Here is a 22,601-nt window from a genome sequence, read left to right as displayed (position 1 = left end):
CATAAGAATAAAGAATCTACATAGAGTTCAATGAAAACAGTTGCAAACTGTTCATATTTTGTTATGATAGTGTTACGAAAACGTTTGCATAAAATTTCCGATGGGATGCAAAAGGAGAGAATGACTATGAATAAGACATGGTGGAAAGAAGCGGTTGCTTATCAAATTTATCCACGAAGCTTTATGGATTCAAATGGTGATGGTATTGGAGATTTACAAGGTATTATTGCAAAACTGGATTATTTAAAAGATTTAGGTATAGATGTAATTTGGATTTGTCCAATGTATAAGTCGCCTAATGATGATAATGGTTATGATATTAGTGATTATCAAGATATTATGGATGAGTTTGGTACAATGGCAGACTTTGATGCTTTACTAGATGAAGTTCATAAGCGTGATATGAAGCTTATTATTGATTTAGTTATTAATCATACGAGTGATGAACATCCATGGTTTATTGAATCACGTTCATCTAAAGATAATCCGAAGCGTGATTGGTATATTTGGCATGATGGTAAAGATGGTGCGGAGCCAAACAACTGGGAAAGTATTTTTAATGGTTCGGCATGGGAATATGATGAAGAAACAGAACAATATTATTTACATTTATTCTCACGTAAACAACCAGATTTAAACTGGGAGAATAAAGAAGTTCGCGAAGTACTATACGATACGGTTAATTGGTGGCTTGATAAAGGTATTGATGGTTTCCGCGTTGATGCGATCAGTCATATTAAAAAAGAAGAAGGCCTCAAGGATATGCCAAATCCAAAAGGGTTAAAATATGTGCCATCTTTTGATAAACATATGAATGTGAAAGGTATTCAACCTTTATTAGAAGAGCTAAAAGAAAATACATTCTCTAAGTACGATATTATGACTGTTGGTGAAGCAAATGGTGTTAAGATTGAAGATGCTGAGCTTTGGGTTGGAGAAGAGCAAGGTAAGTTCAATATGGTATTCCAATTTGAACATTTAAGTTTATGGGATGCAGAGAAGAAGAAAGACCTTGATGTTGTAGGATTGAAAAAAGTATTAACGAAATGGCAAAAAGGATTAGAAAATAAAGGATGGAACGCTTTATATATTGAGAATCACGATAAACCACGTATCGTTTCAACATGGGGAGATGATAAACAATATTGGCGTGAAAGTGCAACAGCTCTAGGGGCAATGTATTTCTTTATGCACGGTACACCTTTTATTTATCAAGGCCAAGAAATTGGTATGACAAATGTTCAGTTACCAAATATTGAAGATTACGATGATGTAGCAATTAAAAATTTATATCGCGAGAAAATTGCAGAGGGCGTACCACATCAAGATATGATGGAGATTATATGGGCTTCTTGCCGCGATAATTCACGTACACCTATGCAGTGGAATGATGAGATGAATGCTGGTTTCACGACAAGTACACCTTGGTTTAGCATGAATCCAAATTACAAAGAAATTAATGTTGAAAAGCAAAAAAATGAAGAAAAGTCTATTTTCAATTTCTATAAGAAAATGATTGCCCTGAAAAAAGAGCACGATGTACTGAACTATGGTACGTATGATTTACTTTTAGAAGACGATCCACAAATTTATGCATATACACGTACGTTACAGGATGAAAAAGTCATTGTAATTAGTAATATCTCAAAAGAGGAAGCTGTGTATAATGAGGGTTCATTTGCACTAGAACGCAAACGCTTGCTTTTAAATAACTATGAAGTTGCGGAACATGAAGAAGTAACAACAATTGCTTTAAAGCCTTATGAAACAAGGGTTTATCGCATTTCATAATAAAAAAGGATGCTCTTTGAGCATCTTTTTTTATGAAAAAAATAAATTTCTATTGCAAAGTGAAAACGCTTTTATTAAAATAGATTTATGAAAACGGTTGCGTAAAGATAAAAATAAAGTAACATAAGGAATCGTTTTCATAAAGGGAACAGAAATTATAATTTAAATCATTATGTTTTTATAAATAAAGGGGAGGAAGAACAGATGAAAATTACGTCTTTTGATTTTTGGCAAAAGTTCGGGAAAGCGTTATTAGTTGTTGTAGCCGTAATGCCAGCAGCTGGTTTAATGATTTCCATCGGTAAGTTAATTGGTATGTCTGCTGGGGATGTTAACGCAGTTCATACAATCGCTCGCGTAATGGAAGACATCGGTTGGGCAATCATTACAAATCTACACATCTTATTCGCAGTAGCAATTGGGGGATCTTGGGCGAAAGATCGCGCGGGTGGTGCATTTGCAGCGCTATTAGCATTCGTCTTAACAAACCGAATTACAGGAGCTATATTTGGGGTAAACGCTGAAATGTTAGCGGATTCAAAAGCGAAAGTTTCTTCAGTAATAGCGGGAGATTTAATTGTAAAAGATTACTTTACTTCTGTACTTGGTGCACCCGCATTAAACATGGGAGTGTTCGTAGGGATTATCACAGGTTTCTTAGGAGCTACTTTATATAACAAATATTATAACTATAATAAACTGCCACAGGCATTAGCATTCTTTAATGGAAAACGATTTGTACCATTCGTTGTAATTCTTTGGTCTACAGTTACTGCGATTGTATTATCACTTCTATGGCCATTCATCCAAAGTGGGTTAAATGAATTTGGTCGCTGGATTGCAGCTTCAAAAGATAGTGCACCAGTTGTTGCACCGTTTGTATATGGAACGTTAGAGCGTTTATTATTACCATTTGGTTTACACCATATGTTAACGATTCCGATGAACTATACAGAGCTAGGCGGAACATATACGATGCTAACTGGTTCAAAAGTTGGACAAGTTGTAGCAGGACAAGATCCATTATGGCTTGCATGGATTACAGATTTAAATAATTTATTAGCAAATGGAGATACGAAGGCATATAACGATTTATTAAATAACGTTGTACCAGCTCGTTTCAAAGCTGGACAAGTTATCGGCTCAACAGCAGCGTTAATGGGGATTGCATTTGCGATGTTCCGTAACGTTGATAAAGAAAAGCGTGCAAAATATAAACCAATGTTTTTATCAGCAGCATTAGCAGTATTCTTAACAGGTGTAACAGAACCAATTGAATTCATGTTCATGTTTATTGCTCCAGTATTATATGTTGTATATGCTATTACAACAGGACTTGCATTCGCGCTAGCTGATTTAATTAACTTACGTGTTCATGCATTTGGATTTATTGAGTTAATTACTCGTACGCCAATGATGGTTAACGCAGGTTTAACAAGAGACTTAATCAACTTTGTTATTGTTTCATTAGTGTTCTTCGGTCTTAACTTTACACTATTTAATTTCTTAATTAAAAAATTCAATTTACCAACACCAGGGCGTGCAGGTAACTATATTGATAATGAAGATGAGGCATCAGAAGGAACAGGAAATGTACAAGACGGTTCATTAGCAACAAAAGTTATCGATTTATTAGGTGGAAAAGAAAATATTGCTGACGTAGATGCTTGTATGACACGCTTACGTGTAACAGTAAAAGATTTAGATGTTGTTGCACCAGAAGCACAGTGGAAACAAAATGGTGCTTTAGGGCTTATTGTAAAAGATAAAGGTGTACAAGCGGTATATGGTCCGAAAGCTGACGTATTAAAGTCAGACATTCAAGATATGTTAGGTGCGTAATAATATGAAATTGCTAACTTTAAACTGTCATTCTTGGCAAGAAGAGAATCAAATAGAAAAGATACAATACCTTGCTAAAGTAATTCAAGAAGAAGAGTACGATGTCATCGCATTGCAAGAAGTAAGTCAGTCCATACAAGCTGAAAATGTATGCGGTAACAAGAAAGAAGATAATTTTGGACTTTTACTATTAGAAGAGTTAAAAGCGCTACATGTAAAAGATTACAATATTACTTGGGATTTCTCTCATATTGGTTATGACGTGTATGAAGAAGGATTAGCGATTATAACGAAGCATAATATTATAAAAGAAGATACGTTCTTCATTTCAGAAAACGAGGATACAACGTATTGGAAAACGCGTAAAATTGTAAGTGCAACAATTGCTTATAATGGTAAGGATATAACGTTTTACTCTTGTCATCTCGGTTGGTGGAATGATGAAGAAGAGTCATTCAAAGGTCAAGTCGATCGTTTGATGGAGCGTGTAGATAGCAATAAGCTCGCCTTCTTAATGGGGGATTTTAATAACAATGCTCGATTGAAAGGCGAAGGTTATGAGTATATGATGCAAAAAGGGTTGTATGACACATATGAATTAGCAATAGAGAAGGATGAAGGAACGACTGTCCAAGGTGAGATTGCTGGTTGGGATGAAAATAAACATAATTTGCGAATCGATCTAATATTGTGTAACCAAAGTAAAAAAGTTCATTCTTCAAAAGTTATTTTTAATGGTACAAACAGAAATGTAATTTCAGATCATTTCGGTGTAGAGGTTCAATTAGATATATAATAGAAGAAATCCTCACAGAGAATAAAAGCTGTGAGGATTTTTTTAGGAATACAAGTATTTCCAAGAGAAAATACTTGTATTTTTTATGACATTTCATATATATTTGTTATTATTGAATGTAAAACCGATTTGGTCATTTTGTATTCATACTTTGACTCACTTCGTTATATAATGAAGTAAGTGAAAGTTAATGGGAAAAAATAGTACGTTTTTGGTTAATACACGATGTAGAAAGTGATATAATTGCAAAATGTATGTATCATTTTCTAAAGAAGGAAAAATATATAATTAGGTGATAACTTCTATGAAACAGATTTGGCGTATTTATAAGACAGATTTACGGAATGTAGCCAAACATTGGGCTGCAATTGTTATTGTTTTAGGATTAATGATTTTACCATCGTTATATGCATGGTTTAACATTAAAGCTTCTTGGGATCCGTATGGAAATACAAAAGAGGTTCCCATTGCAGTTTCTAACCAAGATGCAGGTTCTAATTTAAGAGGGAAAGATATTAATATCGGGAAAGAGATTGTAGACTCCCTTAAGAAAAACAAAAATCTTGGCTGGAAATTTGTAGATGAAAAACAAGCAATTTACGGAGTTGAGCGTGGAGATTATTATGCAAGTATTACGATTCCAAAAGATTTCTCTGAAAAAATTGCAACTGTTCTGGATGAAAATCCTAAAAAACCAGAACTGGATTACTATGTGAATGAAAAAGTAAACGCGATTGCACCGAAGATTACAGCAAAAGGTGCATCAGGTATTACAGAAGAAATTAGTAAAAACTTTGTAAAAACAGCAAACGGTGAGATTTTTAAAATTTTCAATGATCTTGGAATCGATTTAGAAACAAACTTACCAAGTATCGAAAAAGTAAAAGATCTTGTATTTAAGTTAGAAGCGCAGTTCCCAGAAATGAATACACTTATGGATAAGGCGTTAGATGATGCAACTCGAGCAGAAGATGTTGTGAAAGTAGCGCAGAAAGATTTACCTGTTGTAGAGAGTGTAATAAATGATGGACAGGAAGCGTTGGCGAATTTAGATAAGTTCTTTGCAAGACAAGATCAAACATTAAAAAATGCTCCAGGGACGATAAGAAATGATTTAGTAGCAGCAAAAGGCGTTATGGATAGTGCAGCTGCATTTACTGACTTTTTAATGAATCCAGGTGTAGAACTAAATATTCCTGACTTGTCTGGAATGAATGGATTACCTGAATTCCCAGCGAGACCAGATCTTTCTAAGTTGAATAGTGATGGTTATAAGAGTATAGCGCAAAATATTAATCAAACAGTAAATAATGTTTTAAGTTCATCACGTGCAGGAACAGCTTATGGGAAAAGTGTTTTAAATGGATTGCAAAATGGTCAGTTTGATCCAGAACAAGCAAAGAGAGATTTAAATGCGGTATCAGAACGATTACAAACTGGTACAGATGGTATTTCATATCTTATTAATTTCTTTACTGAACTTCAAAAATCGGCGACTACTGATTTTGGTCAAAGCTTTTTCAAAGGGCGAGTGGATCACTTAACTAATGTTAAAAAAGGTATGGAAAATGCAAATAACGGTATTAAAGATATTGTAAATGTTATTGGCAAAGGACAAGAAGTAAAGAAAGATGTAACAGATGTAGCGAATCAAAAATTAGATGCAGCAAATGGATTAATTGATCAAGCTGAAAAAGATTATAATGAAACGTTTGTAGCAGATTATAAAAAAGCAGTTAGCACAGTCGATCAAGCTAAAGTTGATGCAAATGCAGTATATGATAATGCAAAAGCAGATTACGATAAAGTAAAAAATGGTATTGAGGGTGCAAAAGCAGATTTACAGAAAGCAAAAGAAGATGTACAAAATAGAGGTATTAACGGTTTAGATTCAACGAAAGTAGCTTTAAATAGCTTAAATGGTCAATTCCAATCTGGAATCGGTTTAATTGATGATATGATTCCAGTTCTAGAAAGTACAAATAAGGTTTTAGCGGATGTAAATAGTGATAAAAACCTTAATAATGGAATCGCAAAATTAAACAAAGCGAAAAGTAGTCTGCAAAAAGGTGTAGATGCAACGAATAAGGGGATTACACTTCTTAACAATGGCCAGAAACCTACAAAAGATGTAATTGAAAGTATTAACAACGCTGCGAAGGGCGGATCAGCTCAATTAACAGATGTATTATCGACGTATGATTCAGAAATTGTACCTAATTTCAATACAGCAATTGCTCGTACAAAAGAGATGTCGAAAAATACAACTCAAATTTTAAATGATGCAGACAAAAAGCTTCCAGATGTTAAAAAATTACTAGAAGATTCATCAAAAGGCTTAGTAGACGGTAGAAAGAAATTAGTAGACATTAAAGCTGAAATGCCGGAGACTGAGAAAAAAATTAAAGACTTAGCAAATAAAATTCGTGATTTTGAATCTGAAGAAGATATAAAAGACATCATACGCTTATTGAAAAACGATGTTGAAAAGCAAAGTGATTACTTTGCGAATCCAGTCAATTTAAAAGAGAATAAATTATTTGCGATGCCGAACTACGGTTCAGCGATGTCACCATTCTATACAGTGCTTGCATTATGGGTAGGCGCATTATTAATGGTTTCATTATTAACGGTAGAAGTACATGAAGAGGGCGCAAATTATAAGAGCCATGAAATTTACTTCGGACGTTTATTAACATTCTTAACGATAGGTCTTTCACAAGCGTTTATCGTATCGATGGGAGATATATTCTTACTCGGTACGTACGTAGTCGATAAGTTCTGGTTTGTGTTATTTAGTTTATTTATTGGTGGAGTCTTCGTTTGTATCGTATACTCACTCGTTTCTATTTTCGGAAACGTTGGGAAATCGATGGCGATCATTTTACTTGTACTACAAGTAGCAGGATCGGGCGGAACATTCCCAATCCAAATGACACCAGCGTTCTTCCAAGCGATTTATCCGTTCTTACCGTTCACATATGCAATTAGTGCAATTCGTGAAACAGTAGGCGGAATGCTATGGGATATCGTAACGCGAGATTTACTTGTGTTAAGTGCTTTCGTAGTAGTTATGATTGTTGCTGCGTTATTACTGAAAACACCAATTAACAAATCAAGTGAAAAATTTGTTGAGAATGCAAAAGGAAGTAAAATCATTCATTAAAATAAAAGGTTCCTACCGATAGTGGTAGGAACCTTTTTGTTTAATCAAATTTTAATTTTTTTAATGCTTCCGCAAATGGGTTGTTTAATGGTTCTTCCTCTTTGTTCTGTTGTTTCATATATTTTTGAACGTCGCGCTTATCAGCTTTGTTTCCAGATTCTTTTTTACGTCTTTCTTGGAATGTAGAAAGTTTTTCGCGATAGCCACATTTACATGCGAAAATTTGGCCAGCGCCTTCACCACGTAATTCTAGTTTCTTCTTACATTGCGGACAGCGAGCGTTTGTTGTACGAGATACATTTTTACGATGACCACATTCACGATCTTGGCATACGAGCATTTTTCCCTTTTTGCCGTTTACTTCTAGCATTGGTTTACCGCAGTCTGGACAAGACTTCGTTGAAATGTTGTCATGTTTATATTTTTTATCACTCGATTTAATTTCAGAAACAATTTCTTTCGTATAGTTCTTCATTTCAGAAATGAATACTTCTTTTTTCAGCTTACCTTTTGCGATAGCCTCAAGTTTTTGTTCCCATTCACCAGTTAGTGTAGGGGATTTTAACTCTTCTGGTACTAAATCAAGTAACTGACGGCCTTTTGAAGTAATATGAATATCTTTGCCACGTTTTTCAATTAAGAACGAATTGAATAGCTTGTCGATAATATCAGCACGTGTCGCTACAGTACCTAATCCACCAGTCGATTTTAACGTATCAGCAAGTTGTTTATTTTGCGTATCCATATATTTTGTAGGATTCTCCATTGCTGAAAGTAAAGTCGCTTCGTTAAATCGTGCAGGTGCTTTTGTTTGACCTGATGTTTGCATAATTAACTTTACAGCTAATGTATCGCCCTTTTCAATGTGAGGTAGAAGTTGCTCTTTTACGTCATCAGTTACATCATCATCTTCAAAGCGATTTTCATATACTTCTTTCCAACCGGCATGTAGAATTGTTTTTCCGCGCGCAATGAACGTTTCATTGCCAACCTTTGTGCGTAACGTTAGTTGCTCGTATTCGAATGCCGGGAATAACACAGCTAAGAAACGTTTTACAACTAAATCATAAATTTTGCGTTCTTTATCTGTGAATGCTGAGAAGTTAACGTATCCTTCTGTTGGAATAATCGCATGATGATCGCTTACTTTACTATCATCAACAAATGATTTGTTAGGTTTGATAGGCTTTTGTAATACTTTATGTGCGAAGGGACGGTATTCTCCAACACCACATGCTTTTAGACGTTCTGGAAGTGTTCCAACGATATCAGATGAAATGTAGCGTGAATCTGTACGAGGGTACGTTAGTACTTTATGCTGTTCATACAATTTTTGCATAATATTTAATGTTTCTTTAGCAGAGTAACCGAACTTTTTATTCGCATCACGTTGCAATTCAGTTAAATCGTAAAGACCAGGAGAGAATGACTTCTTCTGTTTCTTATCAATTTCCACAACAGTAGCATTTTGTTTATCTAAACGTTTTACAATACCATCGATTTTTTCTTTATTAAAACTACGGCTATTGCCATTTGCATCTTGCCAAGTAAGTTTGAGCTTCTCCATTGTTTGAGCTTCGATGCCGTAGTAAGTTTGTGCTTTGAAGTTCTTTATTTCATCCTCACGACTAGCAATCATAGCAACAGTAGGGGTTTGTACACGGCCGCAATTTAACTGGGCATTAAAGCGAGTCGTTAAAGCACGAGTTGCATTAAGACCGATATACCAGTCAGCTTCTGAACGTGCAACTGCTGAAGCGTATAAATTGTCATAGGCTTTACCTGGTTTTAAATTTGCAAAACCATCTTTAATTGCTTTATCGGTTACAGATGAAATCCATAGACGTTTGATCGGTTTATTAATGCGAACCTTATCAATAATCCAGCGAGCGACCAATTCTCCTTCACGTCCAGCATCTGTCGCTACAATAATTTCATTTACATCCTTTCTAAGTAGCTGGCTTTTCACAGCATTGAATTGTTTCCCAGTTTGTTTAATAACCGTTAATTTCAAACGCTCCGGTAGCATCGGTAAATCTTCTAAATTCCACTTTTTATATTTCACATTATAGCTTTCTGGGTCTGCTAATGTAACGAGATGGCCTAAAGCCCAAGTTACAATATATTTACTACCCTCAAGATAGCCGTTTCCTTTTTTATCACACTTCAGTACACGAGCAATATCTCGTGCAACGGAAGGTTTTTCAGCGATTACAACGCTTTTTGACATATTAAAAACATCCTTTCAAATTTCCATAAGTTAAATATAGCATACATCTTCTTGAGATTCAGTTTCGCTCCATATTTCAGCTGTTTTTAATGGAGTTAACAAAATCCCAACTGATTAAAGTTTCACTTTATCAGTTGCCTCTATATCAAATAGAAAAGTAAAGAACTTGTTATTTTACTAGAATAAGAGTAGACTTTGAAGTAGATGAATAAGAAACACATGGGAGTTTGTGGATACAAACTGAGAGTATGGCTACTAGTCCGTCATTGACCATTTGAACCTGTTGGATAATGCCAGCGTAGGGAGAGTGTAAAAGCACATATTCAGGCACTTTGCGTACGCGCAAAGTGTCTTTTTGTGTATCTCCCATCATTATAGTTAGGAGATGAAAAGGATGAATATGAAAGAAATTAGTAAAGTAGTGGATTTGGTGAGAGAATCTAATCCGCTTGTTCATAATATTACAAATGTTGTTGTAACAAATTTTACTGCTAACGGTTTGTTGGCACTTGGGGCATCGCCTGTAATGGCGTATGCGAAAGAAGAAGTAGCAGAAATGGCTAGCATTGCTGGAGCGTTAGTATTAAATATGGGGACACTTCGTCCTGAAGAAGTAGAAGCGATGTTACTCGCGGGTAAATCAGCAAATGCGAACAATGTGCCAGTACTATTTGATCCAGTTGGTGCAGGAGCAACTTCGTATCGAACAGAAGTTGCGAGACATATTCCGGCTGAAATTGAGTTAGCAATTATCCGCGGAAATGCAGCTGAAATAGCAAATGTTATTAATGAGAAATGGGAAATTAAAGGGGTAGACGCTGGTACTGGAAATGGAAATGTTGTAAGTATTGCAAGGCAGGCAGCAGATGAACTAAATACAGTTGCGGTCATTACTGGAAAAGAAGATGTTGTTACAGATGGAGAGAGAACTATTGTTATTCGAAATGGTCACCCTATTTTAACGAAAGTTACGGGAACAGGTTGTTTACTAACTTCTGTAATAGGAGCATTTGTAGCAGTGGAAAAAGATTATGTAAAAGCAGCAGTAGCAGCATTAACGTTTTATGGTGTAGCTTCGGAACTGGCAGCTGCTAAGACCGTGGAAAAGGGACCTGGTAGTTTCCAAATTGAATTTTTAAATCAGTTAGCGAATACTACTTCTGGTGATATTGAGAAGTATGGAAAGATTGAGGAGTTAGAGTAAGAGGGAGTGAAAGAAATGGCACGCATTGAAATAGATAAAATGTCTAAGCTATTGCAAGTGTATTTTATTATGGGAAGTAATAACTGCACGAGGGATCCTTTAGCTGTATTGAAAGAAGCGTTAGATGGTGGAGTGACAATTTTTCAGTTTCGCGAGAAGGGGGAAGGTTCTTTAATCGGAGAAGATAGAGTGCGCTTTGCAAAAGAATTGCAGACGCTTTGTAAGGAATATAGTGTTCCTTTCATTGTAAATGATGATGTAGAATTAGCCATTGAATTAGATGCAGATGGTGTTCATGTAGGACAAGATGATGAAGGAATTACATCTGTTCGTGAAAAAATGGGAGATAAAATTATCGGCGTATCTGCTCATACAATTGAAGAAGCACGCTTTGCAATCGAAAATGGAGCAGATTATTTAGGCGTTGGACCTATTTTCCCAACGAGTACGAAAAAAGATACGAAAGCGGTTCAAGGAACGAAAGGATTAGTCTATTTTAGAGAACAAGGAATTACAGTGCCAATCGTTGGTATTGGTGGGATTACAATTGAAAATACAGCGGCAGTTATAGAAGCGGGTGCGGACGGTGTTTCAGTTATTTCAGCAATTAGTTTAGCTGAATCTGCGTATGAAAGTACGAGAAAATTAGCTGAAGAAGTAAAGAGAAGTTTGTAGGGAAGGACGTGTAGTATTTTAAGTGCTACATGGAGAAATAGACTGCCCCAAAATTTAAACAAACATTTGATTAAAAAAGCACAAACCTTTTTAAATAAAGGTTTGTGCTTTTTCTTTAAAACATAATTGAAATTAAGAGCATTCCAATTCCGATAGAAGTAAATGTTGCAATTAGGCCAGGAATCATAAAACTATGATTTAATACGTATTTACCGATACCTGTTGTACCAGTACGGTCAAAGTTAATAGCAGCAACGATTGTTCCATAGTTTGGAATGAAGAAATATCCATTTACTGCAGGGAACATAGCAATCAGTAGCGCTGGTGGAATGCCAAGAGATAGTCCAAGTGGCATTAAGGCACGAACAGTTGCTGCTTGGCTGTACAGTAAAATAGATAGAATGAATAGTGCGATGGCAAATAGCCAAGGTGCACTTGTTACTAAATGCTGAATGGATCCTTGAATCATATTTAAGTTTCCATTAAAGAAAGTATCTCCCATCCAAGCGATACCGAAAATAGCAACAACTGCTGTTGCCCCCGCTTTAAAGACGTTACCAGACACAATGCTTTCTACATTTGGTTTACAGAAAATAATAATAAGAGCCGCGATAGTTAACATAACCATCTCAATTGTATTCGGCATGGAAAGACGAGCTAACTTCCCATCAACTATCCATCCTGGACGAAGTGCTTCAAATGAACCAAGAAGTACAACAAGGAAGGTTCCTACAAGGAAAAGGATAACTGATAATTTTGCGCCCTTTACACCTACAAATTCTTTTTTCTCTTCAAGCTTAGGAATCATTCCTTCTTTTAATCGTTTTAAGTATTCAGGGTCTTCATTTAATTCTTTTCCCATCTTACTAGCAACGAATGCTGCTAACATACAAGCAATGAAAGTGGAAGGAATACTCACTTTTAAAATATCTAATAAAGTGATTTTATAGTCAGCTAACATTGCTAAAAGAGCAACTGTGGCAGCTGAAATTGGACTAGCTGTAATTGCTTGTTGAGAAGCGATTACGGCAATCGACATTGGGCGTTCCGGTCTAATCCCTGATTCACGAGAGACTTCTGCAATAACAGGAAGTACAGAATAGGCAACGTGACCAGTACCTGCACATAGTGTGAATAAATAAGTAACAATTGGAGCAAAAAAAGTAATACGCTTTGGATTTTTTCGTAATGCCTTTTCAGCTAGATGAACAAGATAGTCCATTCCTCCAGCAGCTTGCAAAGCACCAGCAGCTGTAATTACTGCCAAAATCATAAGCATTACATCGATAGGAGGCGCGGTTGGTTGTAGGTGGAAGACAAAAACGAGTATTGCCATACCAACTCCACCCATTACTCCTAAACCAACTCCGCCTAGGCGTGCACCAATAAAAATACAGAGTAACAAGGTAAGAAATTGTAGCCAAAACATGATAAACTACCTCCGAAATTCATTAGTTAAGATATATTCGAATAGTTTAATTTGAATGAAAATTAAATAAATACCCGAAGAAATCCTTGTTATTTATACATTTTTTATTATATAACACAAAAAAAGTAACATTCACGTACTTTTTGAAATTATTTCGAAAAAGCAATGCATTAAAAATTTGTATTTATATCTCTAAATAAGTAGACATTTTGATTTATATGTTGTAATCTTTGAAAGAGAATAAATTAATTCTCATAGAACTCCCATATCGTTCAACTCGTTCAGCGAGAAAGGCAAACTGATGGAAACATGAGGACGCAAAACTACAGGAGCTAAGGTCGAAAGGCTACGCTAGCCAGTTACCGGACGGATAGGGTTGGTCTTGGCCAATGCTTTTACATTGGCTTTTTTTTATTCTCGAACATATTGAGAAACATTTTCAAACAAAATATCCATATATTTTGTTTTTTTGTTTGTGTTGATTAAGGAAGGTGGATATTAATGAAAAAATATTGGCATAAGTTATCGTTCCTTCAAAAGAACGTCTTATTAACCGTATTAGTTATTTTGACACTTGTTGGAAGTATGGGTGCATTAAGTTTCAATATGTTTCAAAATAGTATGATGTCTTTATTTGAAAGGCAGTCTATTGAAACAGGAGAAATAGTATTGAAAAAACTGGATGTAGAATTAGTTAGAGACATGGCGAAAGATCCTACAGCCGAAAAAGTGAAAAAAGAAAAGTTAACAGAGAAATTAGATGAAGTATCAAAAGAATTGAAAAGCGTTGGACAAACGTATGTTACAGGAGCAAAGCCGAATGAAAAGCGAGAATTACAACTCGTTGGTTTGACTACAGAGTTAACAAATGCGTTTCCTATAAAGCCGGGAGATTATTATGAACAACCCGCTCATTGGATGAAGGCATACGATAAAGTGATTGATACGAAAAAGGCTCAAATGACAGAAGTATATGAAGATGAAATAGGTTCGTGGGTGACAATATTAGAACCAATTACAGATGGAGAAAACAATATTATTGCAATTGTTGCGGCTGACTTAGATGCTTCCATTGTTCCTATTACAAAAGAGAAGTTTATGATACAGGGCTTACTCTTTATCATTATTTCATTAGCAATTGCGACTATTACTCAATTCTTTATCGTGCGTCACTCGTTAGCTCCATTAAAAGATTTACGAGAAGGGTTACGTAAAATTGGTGAAGGTGACTTGAGTATTAAATTAAAAGAAAGACCAGATGATATTGGAATTATTAATGTTTATTTCAATAACACGATTGAAAAATTTAAAGGGATTATAGATAAAGTAAGGCAAACTGCTGAGCAAGTTTCTTCTTCTTCACAAGAATTGTCGGCGAGTACAGAGGAAAACAGCATGGCAGTTCAAGAGATTGCAAGTTCTATTGAAGGTTTAAGAGTAGGGGCACAGTCTCAAAAAACTTCAGTACAACAATGTTTAGGAATTGTACATGGAATGGAAGATAAGGTAGAAGAAATAACTGGGGCTGCAAAACAAGTTGCGGTTGCTTCTGAAGGTATGGAACAACATTCAATTGAAGGTAATGAAGTGATTGGACAAATTATTAATCAAATGAGTTTAATCCAAAATGCAGTACAAGATTTATCTTCCATCATTTATTCGTTAGAAACAAGGTCAAAAGAAATTAGTGATATCGTAACTGTAATTACAGGTATTTCAAATCAAACAAATTTATTAGCTTTAAATGCTTCTATTGAGGCTTCACGTGCTGGAGCAGCTGGAAGAGGGTTTGCAGTTGTTGCTGATGAAGTACGAAAATTAGCAGAACAAACGGAAGCGTCTGCTAAAGATATAGCGAAATTAATTGGTGAAACACAAGCTGAGACAGAAGATGCTGTAGTTTCCATGCAAAAAGGTTCAAGAGAAGTAGAAACTGGAATTTCGCTTGTTCAAAGTAGCGGTGATTTCTTTGAAAAAATCTCAAAATCAGCGCAATCTGTTACAGATCAAGTAAAAGCTGTTTCTGGTAATTCGAGTGATATTTTACAAAATAGCCAGAATATCGTTCAAGTCGTAAATGAATTATCACATATTGCAAATACTTATGCCAACAGCAGTAGTAATGTTGAAGAAAGCATGAAAGAGCAAGAAATATCAGTACAAGATATTGCAGAATTAGCGACTTCTTTAAGTTGGCTTTCTCAAGAATTACAAGAGCTTATTGGTGAGTTTAAAAGCGAATAAGGAGAAAGTTCAATTCTAATCAAGGGGGATCCCCCCTTGATTATGAATTGAACGAATCTGCCCGTTAATAAGGGATGAAAAAGGTGTGAATTTTCACACCTTTATTATATTTAAGAGAGGAATTTACATAAATATGAAATTAGCAATTTCTTATAATAAGATGGTAAAAGAATTTTTAGGAAAAGTAGAAGGGAGTATTAAAATACCTAAAGATGTGCAAGGAACAGAACTTGGGGTAAAAAGGAAAACGGAACTGTTTCCAAATTTGACTCACATTGTAGATTTAATAGGAGCGACTGCAACGTGGTTATATCATATTTCTAAAGAAAAACATATTGTCGTGCTTTATCATGTAAGAGGAAGTTTATTTCCGATTATTATTGAAGTTTCTAATTTTCTTTCCTATGAAAGTTTGAATTTACAGATTGAAGAGCAACTGGAGCAAATTAAAGAAATGAATGAGGAAGAAATAGAAGAGTTTCAAAACGGTAATACATTATATGAAATGTCACCTATTATTATTGGCGAAACATATTATGAGCTACAAGACACGAATACATTACAATTTGTATTTAGTAAAAATATGCAAAGTGTAGAAATAATATTTAATAGTGTTAATTGGAAAGAGACAACAATTACTCGTTATGCACAACAAATACAAGGTGTTTTAATTAATAAATCACAAAATAAGAATAATCATATAAATGATTTTAATATTATTACAGAGGCCGAGATGGCACTTTATAGTCAAGTGAATGATACGACAGCAGTATATCCTGAGAAAAGTATCGTCGATATGTTCTATAATACTGTTACTCAATTTCCAAATCGTATAGCTTTATCTTCAAGGGAAGGTACTTTAACTTATGAGGAGCTAAATAAAAAAAGTAATCAAATAGCTCATATGTTAATTAAAAACGGCGTCCAATTAGGAGACTATGTTGGAATATTTATGAAACGTAGCATAGACACAGTAGTAAGTATGGTAGCTATATTAAAAGCTGGTGCAGCGTATGTTCCGATTGATCCAGATTATCCGGAAAGTAGAATACAGTACATTATTCAAGATAGCCAAGCGAAAGTTATATTGATGAAAGAGACGCCTATAACATGTGATGGGGTTCAAACAGTTTCAATGTATGATAGTGAAACTTATGAAGATACAGATGTAAAGTTGTCTATTCATTGTGATGATGTAGCTTATATGATTTATACATCTGGTTCAACAGGGAATCCAAAGGGAACGATGTTAGCACATAGAGGCGTTGTCAATCTGTATACTTGGATGAAAAAGCAATATGAATTGACAGAAGAGGATGTATTTGCCCAATTTCCTTCCTTTAGTTTCGATGCTTCTGTATGGGAGTCATTTGCTTCTTTATTCTGTGGAGGAAACTTATATGTACTATTAGAGGAAGAGCGATTGTCTGTAGAAGCATTTGCAAATGCAATCTATAAAGTGAAAGCAACTTCAATCTTGGCATTAGCAACAATTTTTGTTCGACAAGTAGCAACTTATTTGGCAGAAGAAGATATATATAAGCTAGCTTCCCTAAAAAGAATTGCGATTGGCGGTGAAATGTTGCCTGTAGAGGTTATTAAATTGTGGAGAGAAAGAATAGGTACAAATGTTGAAATTCATAATGTATACGGACCGACAGAATGTACTGTAGTGACGACAACCTATAAAATACCTAGTCAGTTAAATGAGGATGTTGCGAGTATTCCCATTGGTAAACCATGTGCTAATTATCAAGTTATGATTTTGGATGAGAATATGAATCTTTGTCCAATTGGTGTACCTGGTGAATTATATATAGATTCAGTGGGATTAGCAAAAGGGTATTTTAATAAGCCTAATAAAACAATTGAAGCTTTTATTCCGAACCCTTTTAATCCTATAGTTAATATATACAAAACAGGTGATATCGTTAAGTTGCTAGAGGATGGAAATATAGAGTTTTTACATCGGAAAGATGATCAAGTAAAAATTAGAGGACATCGTATTGAACTAGGCGAAATCCAAAGTAAAATTTCTCAAAATCATAATATAAAAGAAAATGCTGTTTTTGCTAAGAAGAGTAAGGAAGGTAGCCAATATTTAATCGCGTTCTATACAACTTTAAATAAAAAAGAAATACCAGAATTAGTTTATCAGTTACAAGAGCAATTACCAGATTATATGGTGCCATCTAAACTAATTTATATTAATGAATTACCACTTACACCTAATAAAAAGATTGATGTTAAGAAGTTAGCTCAGTTAGAAGAAAAGTATGAACCGGTTCGGCTACAAGAATATGTTGCACCTTCTAATAAAGCAGAAAAACAAATAGCGAACGCCTGGGCGGAAGTATTAGGAATTTCAAAAGTTGGAGTGCATGATGATTTCTTTACAATTGGTGGACATTCATTAAAAGTATTACGAGTCTTAACATTGTTAAAAGAAGATTTCTCACATTTAACAATTCAAGATTTCTTTAAAGAAAGAACGATATATGGATTAGCTCGAATTGAGCGAGAAGTAAAAGTAGAGAAAGAAGAAGTATTTCGTGAATATAAAGTGATTCACGAACCAGATACTATCACGTATGCAAACGTTTTGGAAGAAAACCAGATTTCAAATGTCTTTTTAACAGGAGCTACTGGTTATTTAGGATCACACATATTATATGAATTGTTGAGAGATACATCTGCTACTATTTATTGTTTAGTAAGACCAACTAAAGATGTGCAGCAAAGAATTATAGATACATTAACAGGCTACTTTAATGATATATGTGAAGAATGGTTACAGCGTATACAGGCCGTAGCTGGTGATCTTGGAGAAGAGTATCTTGGGATGAGCGAAGAAGAATTTATGTTCATCAGTTCTAAGATGGATACGATAATTCATTGCGGTGCAGATGTAAGACATTTTGGAGATGTAAAACAATTTGAAAATATAAATGTCCAAGGAACTAGCCGTATGCTAACATTAGCGGAGAAAGGTGCTACATTCCATTTTATTTCTACAATTGGTATCCCGTTAGAATTAGCGGTAGATCAATGGGATACATACATGAAAACTGGTGATTTTAATTACAGTGTAGACTTAGAGAATGTATATTCAAATAGTAAACTACAAGCGGAAAACATTGTTCGTGAAGCAATGAAAAATGGTTTGCGCGGAAATATTTATCGTGCAGGTAATTTAGCATGTCATTCAGAAACAGGTTCGTTCCAACAAAATATTGAAGGAAACGCATTTTATCGTCTTATTAAAACAATGCTATTAATTGGGAAAGCACCAAATGTGAAGTGGAAAGTTGATTTCACACCAATTGATTTTGCTAGTAAATCAATTGTATCGTATTTGCAAGATTCGAAAATTATAGGAGAGACGTTACATATTTGTCATCCGCATCAAATTGAGTTTGAACAATTTATACAGCTAATTGGAGAGTGTGGATACAATCTTGAAATGGTTCCACTTTCAGAATATGTAAATACCGGACTTGCATTAGCGAAGGGAAATGAAGTAATAGCAGAGTTAATTGCTTCTCAAGTTGCAGGAGATGGAGCGCAGCAATCTGAAATTGTAATGGGTACGCGTAGAACGAATAAATGGATTAAGAAAAAAGAATTGATAGTACCAGCAATTAATAAAGAATTTATTCAGCAGTTATTAGCTCATGGTGAAAAAGTTGGTTATTTTCCAAAAATAATGAAATGATTATGCATGCTTTTGTTTGTTCAATAAAATAAATCATGCTACAATGAAAACGAATTAAGGACCGGGGAGCCAATTGGCTGAGAGGATGTAAGTAAACATCGACCCTCAACCTGATCTGGATAATGCCAGCGTAGGGAGTTACTTAAAGTGATGTAGCATATGTTATTCTGTAATAACTTGCATACAAGGCTTTCCTACGCAGTAGGAAAGCCTTTTCTTATTTTTGAAATTTAATTTTATAAGGGGGATTTTATTATGTCACAACAAGTTACAATGTCATTTTCAGTAGTACCACAAGCGAAAACGAAAGATGTATATTCTGTTGTCGATAAAGCAATTGAAGTTGTGCAACAATCGGGAGTTCGTTATGAAGTAGGGGCAATGGAAACAACTTTGGAAGGAGAATTAGATGTACTTCTTGATGTCGTTAAACGTGCGCAACAAGCTTGCGTCGATGCTGGAGCAGAAGAAGTGATTACTTCTATTAAAATCCATTATCGTCCAAGCACTGGTGTAACGATAGATGAAAAGGTTTGGAAGTACCGTGATGAATATGCAAAACCAGAAGCAATCTAAACTTATTACAACTATTTGGCTTATCCTTCTCATTGCGATATGGGAAGGATCTGTTTCATTATTTAAAATCGAACCGTGGATTTTACCAAAGCCTTCTGCCATTGTTCAAGAATTAATTGGGATGAAAGATTTACTATTACCAAATACGATGCAAACACTGCAGGAAGTTATAATTGGACTATTTTTTGCAATTTTATTGGGGACGAGCATCGCAATTATTATGGACGTTATACCGTTATTTCGTATTTTAATAAATCCATTGCTTGTTATTTCGCAAACAATTCCAATTGTTGTACTTGCACCGCTATTTATTATTTGGTTTGGATATGGGATGTTGCCGAAAGTAATGGTCGTAATACTCGTTTGTTTCTTCCCAATTGCGCTTAGTATTTTAGAAGGTTTTCAAACAGTAGATAAAAACATGCTGAAACTGTTACAAACAATGAAGGCGACAAAATGGCAAGTTTACCAGAAAGTAAAATTTCCAGCAGTGCTTCCATACTTTTTCTCAGGTTTAAAAATTGCAGTTACATATAGCGTAATGGGGGCAATTATCGGAGAATGGCTCGGTGCAAGTGAAGGATTAGGCGTTATGCTTACGAGGGCTACAAAATCCTTTTTGACTGCCCGAGTATTTGGGGTTGCAGCAATCATCGTTATGGTGACATTATGCCTGTATTTTATCGTAGAGTTTATGGCAAGAATAACAGCACCATGGATATATAGAAAGGACGGCAGAAAATGAAAAAAGGTTTGAAAGTTATGTTAGCTGCCTTAGTAGCGGTAGGTGTGGCTGGATGTAATCCGGCGAAGAAAGAAGAAAGTGCAAGTAAAGATCAAAAAGTAAAAGTAGTATTAGATTGGTTTCCAAATACGAATCATACTGGCTTGTATGTAGCGCAAACGAAAGATTATTACAAAAAGCAAGGATTAGATGTAGAAATTATTCAACCAGGTGACAATGTAACAGCAGAGCAAATGATAGCATCAGGAAAAGCAGACTTCGCAATAAGCGCACAAGAAAATGTAACGTTAGCTCGTGTAGAAGGAATTCCTGTTGTATCTGTAGGAGCGATTATTCAGCATAACACTTCAGCGTTTGCATCGCTTAAGAAAGATAATATGACGTCACCGAAAGATTTTGAAGGTAAACGTTACGGCGGCTGGGGAGGACCAGCGGAAGAAGCGACATTAAAGACGATTATGGATAAACATCAAGCTGATTTTAATAAAGTTGAAAAAATCATCTTAGGACAAACAGATTTCTTTAAATCAATTGGCCGTGATGCAGATTTTGAATGGATTTATTACGGTTGGGATGGGATTGAAGCGAAGCGTCAAGGAAAAGAGTTAAATACGATTATGGTGAAGGACTTAGATCCAGCGCTTGATTTCTATAGTCCTGTTATTATTACGAGTGAAAAACATACGAAGCAAGATAAAGACTTTGTGAAAAAGTTTATGAGTGCAACGACAGAAGGTTATAATTTTGCAATTACGGAACCGAAAGAAGCTGCTGATATTTTAATTAAAGCTGTTCCAGATGTAAATAAAGATTTAGTTCAAGAAAGCCAAAAATGGTTAAGTACGAAGTATCAAGATGATGCTAAAGCATGGGGAGTACAGAAGGAAGAAATTTGGACGAATTACATGAATTTCTTATATGACAACAAAGTTATTAAAAAGAAAATCGATGTAAAAGATGCTTTTACAAATGAATTCCTTCCAAGTGAAAAATGAGCGGATTACAAATAAAAAATATAGTGAAATCTTTCGACGGAAAGAATGTATTAGAGAATATTAGTGCCTCTATACAAGAGGGAGAGTTTGTTTCCTTTGTAGGACCGAGTGGTTGCGGGAAAAGCACATTATTAAACATGATTGCAAATGTTGAAAAACCAACAAGCGGGAACGTAACGTATAACGATAAGCAAGTACAAGAGCAAGATGTTGTTAGTTATATGCCACAACAAGATTTATTACTACCGTGGCGATCAGCTTTGCAAAATATCGTTCTTCCGTTAGAAATTGAAGGAAAGCCGAAAAAACAAAGGCTGACAGAAGGAATGGAAGCATTAAAGCAGTTCGAACTAGATGAATATGCAGACCATTATCCAGATGAATTATCTGGTGGTATGCGTCAAAGAATTAGTTTTCTGCGCACATATTTATGTGAAAAGCCAATTATGCTGCTTGATGAGCCTTTTGGTAAATTAGATGCATTTACAAAAATGGAAGTACATAGCTGGCTTTTAAACTCTTGGCATCAAGAAAAGCAAACAATCGTTATGGTGACACATGACTTAGATGAGGCAATCTTGCTTTCAGATCGCGTATTTATTTTATCTCAAAGACCAGCGTCAATAGTTGGCGAGGTACAAGTGAAATTACCTAGGCCGAGAACGATGGATATGTTAACATCACTCGAATTAAAAAAGGATAAAGAAGAGATTTTAAGTGTGTTAGCTCCTTATATGAAAAAATAGAAAAAGCTGATGTTTTAATTTTAGACGAACCGACTAATCATTTGGATGTAGAAACTAAGATGGCTTTACAGGAAGCGTTACAACAATACAAAGGAACGGTTTTAATTGTCTCACATGAACCTTCTTTCTATGAATCGTGGATAACAAAAGTATGGAATATAGAAGATTGGAATACTGAACAATATGAATAAAGAAAAGGCATTAGCTTTTAGGAGCTAATGCCTTTTCTTTGTGATTAACATGATTTTCGAGAACTCTTACATGAGAATTGTATGAAGAAGCACTCTTATGGTGCGCTTATAAGCGTGCTTTTTCTTTTGTTATATTTATAATACGAAAGCCTTTCCCTAACAGGTGACTATCTTTCTTTATATATATAGATAGTTCAAAATGGAATGAAAATAATTCCTTTATATAAAGGATAATATGGATATTATAGGAAGACAA

14 protein-coding genes, 1 pseudogene and 3 riboswitches are annotated in these 22,601 nt (G+C 35.0%); of the genes and pseudogenes, 13 read left to right on the top strand and 2 right to left on the bottom strand.

Going from position 1 to position 22,601, the window contains the following annotated elements:
• The first annotated feature begins 126 nt into the window (after window positions 1-126).
• The 4 genes from DN404_RS01890 (at window position 127) to DN404_RS01875 (ending at window position 7,595) form a co-directional block, all read left to right on the top strand.
• Window positions 127-1,791 (top strand): glycoside hydrolase family 13 protein, encoded by a 1,665-nt coding sequence (locus DN404_RS01890; RefSeq protein WP_001044710.1) that lies wholly within the window; start codon window positions 127-129, stop codon window positions 1,789-1,791.
• 204 nt (window positions 1,792-1,995) lie between these two features.
• On the top strand, window positions 1,996-3,633 hold the full coding sequence (locus DN404_RS01885; RefSeq protein ID WP_000705560.1) for a PTS transporter subunit IIBC: 1,638 nt from the start codon (window positions 1,996-1,998) through the stop codon (window positions 3,631-3,633).
• A gap of 4 nt (window positions 3,634-3,637) precedes the next feature.
• The gene (locus tag DN404_RS01880; protein ID WP_000771986.1) at window positions 3,638-4,429 is read left to right on the top strand and encodes an endonuclease/exonuclease/phosphatase family protein; all 792 of its coding nucleotides are present in this window, start codon (window positions 3,638-3,640) and stop codon (window positions 4,427-4,429) included.
• A gap of 304 nt (window positions 4,430-4,733) precedes the next feature.
• Window positions 4,734-7,595, top strand: a complete 2,862-nt coding sequence (locus DN404_RS01875; RefSeq protein ID WP_113302759.1) for a YhgE/Pip domain-containing protein — start codon at window positions 4,734-4,736, stop codon at window positions 7,593-7,595.
• Between the two features lie 40 nt (window positions 7,596-7,635).
• Here DN404_RS01875 and topB read toward each other — a convergent pair whose 3' ends face one another.
• Window positions 7,636-9,825 (bottom strand): DNA topoisomerase III, encoded by a 2,190-nt coding sequence (gene topB / locus DN404_RS01870; protein WP_149214671.1) that lies wholly within the window; start codon window positions 9,823-9,825, stop codon window positions 7,636-7,638.
• 209 nt (window positions 9,826-10,034) lie between these two features.
• A riboswitch (TPP riboswitch) is annotated at window positions 10,035-10,147 on the top strand.
• Between the two features lie 72 nt (window positions 10,148-10,219).
• Here topB and thiM point away from each other — a divergent pair.
• The gene (gene thiM, locus DN404_RS01865) at window positions 10,220-11,029 is read left to right on the top strand and encodes a hydroxyethylthiazole kinase (protein WP_016121778.1); all 810 of its coding nucleotides are present in this window, start codon (window positions 10,220-10,222) and stop codon (window positions 11,027-11,029) included.
• 15 nt (window positions 11,030-11,044) lie between these two features.
• The gene (thiE, locus tag DN404_RS01860; RefSeq protein WP_149214670.1) at window positions 11,045-11,704 is read left to right on the top strand and encodes a thiamine phosphate synthase; all 660 of its coding nucleotides are present in this window, start codon (window positions 11,045-11,047) and stop codon (window positions 11,702-11,704) included.
• Between the two features lie 115 nt (window positions 11,705-11,819).
• On the opposite strand, the gene DN404_RS01855 is transcribed toward thiE, so the two are convergent.
• Window positions 11,820-13,133, bottom strand: a complete 1,314-nt coding sequence (locus tag DN404_RS01855) for an anaerobic C4-dicarboxylate transporter family protein (protein ID WP_000498704.1) — start codon at window positions 13,131-13,133, stop codon at window positions 11,820-11,822.
• Window positions 13,134-13,415: 282 nt separating this feature from the next.
• Window positions 13,416-13,500: riboswitch (cyclic di-GMP riboswitch) on the top strand.
• Window positions 13,501-13,634: 134 nt separating this feature from the next.
• Between DN404_RS01855 and DN404_RS01850 the strand changes: the two genes are divergently transcribed.
• The 7 genes and pseudogenes from DN404_RS01850 to DN404_RS01820 all read left to right on the top strand — a co-directional run.
• Window positions 13,635-15,377: a methyl-accepting chemotaxis protein gene (locus DN404_RS01850; protein ID WP_049106499.1), complete on the top strand. Its 1,743-nt coding sequence runs from the start codon at window positions 13,635-13,637 to the stop codon at window positions 15,375-15,377.
• A gap of 133 nt (window positions 15,378-15,510) precedes the next feature.
• Window positions 15,511-19,092 carry a non-ribosomal peptide synthetase family protein gene (locus DN404_RS01845; RefSeq protein WP_149214669.1) on the top strand — a complete coding sequence of 1,194 codons (3,582 nt, stop codon included), beginning with the start codon at window positions 15,511-15,513 and terminating at the stop codon, window positions 19,090-19,092.
• A 52-nt stretch (window positions 19,093-19,144) separates the two neighbouring features.
• Window positions 19,145-19,246, top strand: a riboswitch (TPP riboswitch).
• A 101-nt stretch (window positions 19,247-19,347) separates the two neighbouring features.
• The gene (locus DN404_RS01840) at window positions 19,348-19,668 is read left to right on the top strand and encodes an MTH1187 family thiamine-binding protein (protein WP_000082906.1); all 321 of its coding nucleotides are present in this window, start codon (window positions 19,348-19,350) and stop codon (window positions 19,666-19,668) included.
• Window positions 19,640-20,413, top strand: a complete 774-nt coding sequence (locus tag DN404_RS01835; protein WP_001057166.1) for an ABC transporter permease — start codon at window positions 19,640-19,642, stop codon at window positions 20,411-20,413. The genes DN404_RS01840 and DN404_RS01835 overlap by 29 nt, the downstream gene beginning before the upstream one ends.
• Window positions 20,410-21,408 (top strand): ABC transporter substrate-binding protein, encoded by a 999-nt coding sequence (locus DN404_RS01830; protein ID WP_149214668.1) that lies wholly within the window; start codon window positions 20,410-20,412, stop codon window positions 21,406-21,408. The genes DN404_RS01835 and DN404_RS01830 overlap by 4 nt, the downstream gene beginning before the upstream one ends.
• Window positions 21,405-22,154 carry an ABC transporter ATP-binding protein gene (locus tag DN404_RS01825; RefSeq protein WP_000016084.1) on the top strand — a complete coding sequence of 250 codons (750 nt, stop codon included), beginning with the start codon at window positions 21,405-21,407 and terminating at the stop codon, window positions 22,152-22,154. The genes DN404_RS01830 and DN404_RS01825 overlap by 4 nt, the downstream gene beginning before the upstream one ends.
• Window positions 22,151-22,345, top strand: a pseudogene (locus DN404_RS01820) (P-loop NTPase family protein); the annotation flags it as partial. The gene DN404_RS01825 and the pseudogene DN404_RS01820, both read left to right, overlap by 4 nt.
• Window positions 22,346-22,601 lie beyond the last annotated feature (256 nt).

Origin of the sequence: Bacillus sp. TE8-1, from assembly GCF_008368855.1 — a bacterium.
GTDB lineage: Bacteria > Bacillota > Bacilli > Bacillales > Bacillaceae_G > Bacillus_A > Bacillus_A cereus.
The sequence above is the reverse complement of the archived record's forward strand: the minus strand, read 5'-3'. Positions and strand labels throughout refer to the sequence as shown.

What these genes read in the sequence shown, in the direction of transcription:
- DN404_RS01890 (WP_001044710.1), top strand. Translation starts at nt 127, where the DNA reads ATGAATAAGACATGGTGGAAAGAAGCGGTTGCTTATCAAATTTATCCA.
- DN404_RS01885 (WP_000705560.1), top strand. Translation starts at nt 1,996, where the DNA reads ATGAAAATTACGTCTTTTGATTTTTGGCAAAAGTTCGGGAAAGCGTTA.
- DN404_RS01880 (WP_000771986.1), top strand. Translation starts at nt 3,638, where the DNA reads ATGAAATTGCTAACTTTAAACTGTCATTCTTGGCAAGAAGAGAATCAA.
- DN404_RS01875 (WP_113302759.1), top strand. Translation starts at nt 4,734, where the DNA reads ATGAAACAGATTTGGCGTATTTATAAGACAGATTTACGGAATGTAGCC.
- topB (WP_149214671.1), bottom strand. Translation starts at nt 9,825, where the DNA reads ATGTCAAAAAGCGTTGTAATCGCTGAAAAACCTTCCGTTGCACGAGAT.
- thiM (WP_016121778.1), top strand. Translation starts at nt 10,220, where the DNA reads ATGAATATGAAAGAAATTAGTAAAGTAGTGGATTTGGTGAGAGAATCT.
- thiE (WP_149214670.1), top strand. Translation starts at nt 11,045, where the DNA reads ATGGCACGCATTGAAATAGATAAAATGTCTAAGCTATTGCAAGTGTAT.
- DN404_RS01855 (WP_000498704.1), bottom strand. Translation starts at nt 13,133, where the DNA reads ATGTTTTGGCTACAATTTCTTACCTTGTTACTCTGTATTTTTATTGGT.
- DN404_RS01850 (WP_049106499.1), top strand. Translation starts at nt 13,635, where the DNA reads ATGAAAAAATATTGGCATAAGTTATCGTTCCTTCAAAAGAACGTCTTA.
- DN404_RS01845 (WP_149214669.1), top strand. Translation starts at nt 15,511, where the DNA reads ATGAAATTAGCAATTTCTTATAATAAGATGGTAAAAGAATTTTTAGGA.
- DN404_RS01840 (WP_000082906.1), top strand. Translation starts at nt 19,348, where the DNA reads ATGTCACAACAAGTTACAATGTCATTTTCAGTAGTACCACAAGCGAAA.
- DN404_RS01835 (WP_001057166.1), top strand. Translation starts at nt 19,640, where the DNA reads ATGAATATGCAAAACCAGAAGCAATCTAAACTTATTACAACTATTTGG.
- DN404_RS01830 (WP_149214668.1), top strand. Translation starts at nt 20,410, where the DNA reads ATGAAAAAAGGTTTGAAAGTTATGTTAGCTGCCTTAGTAGCGGTAGGT.
- DN404_RS01825 (WP_000016084.1), top strand. Translation starts at nt 21,405, where the DNA reads ATGAGCGGATTACAAATAAAAAATATAGTGAAATCTTTCGACGGAAAG.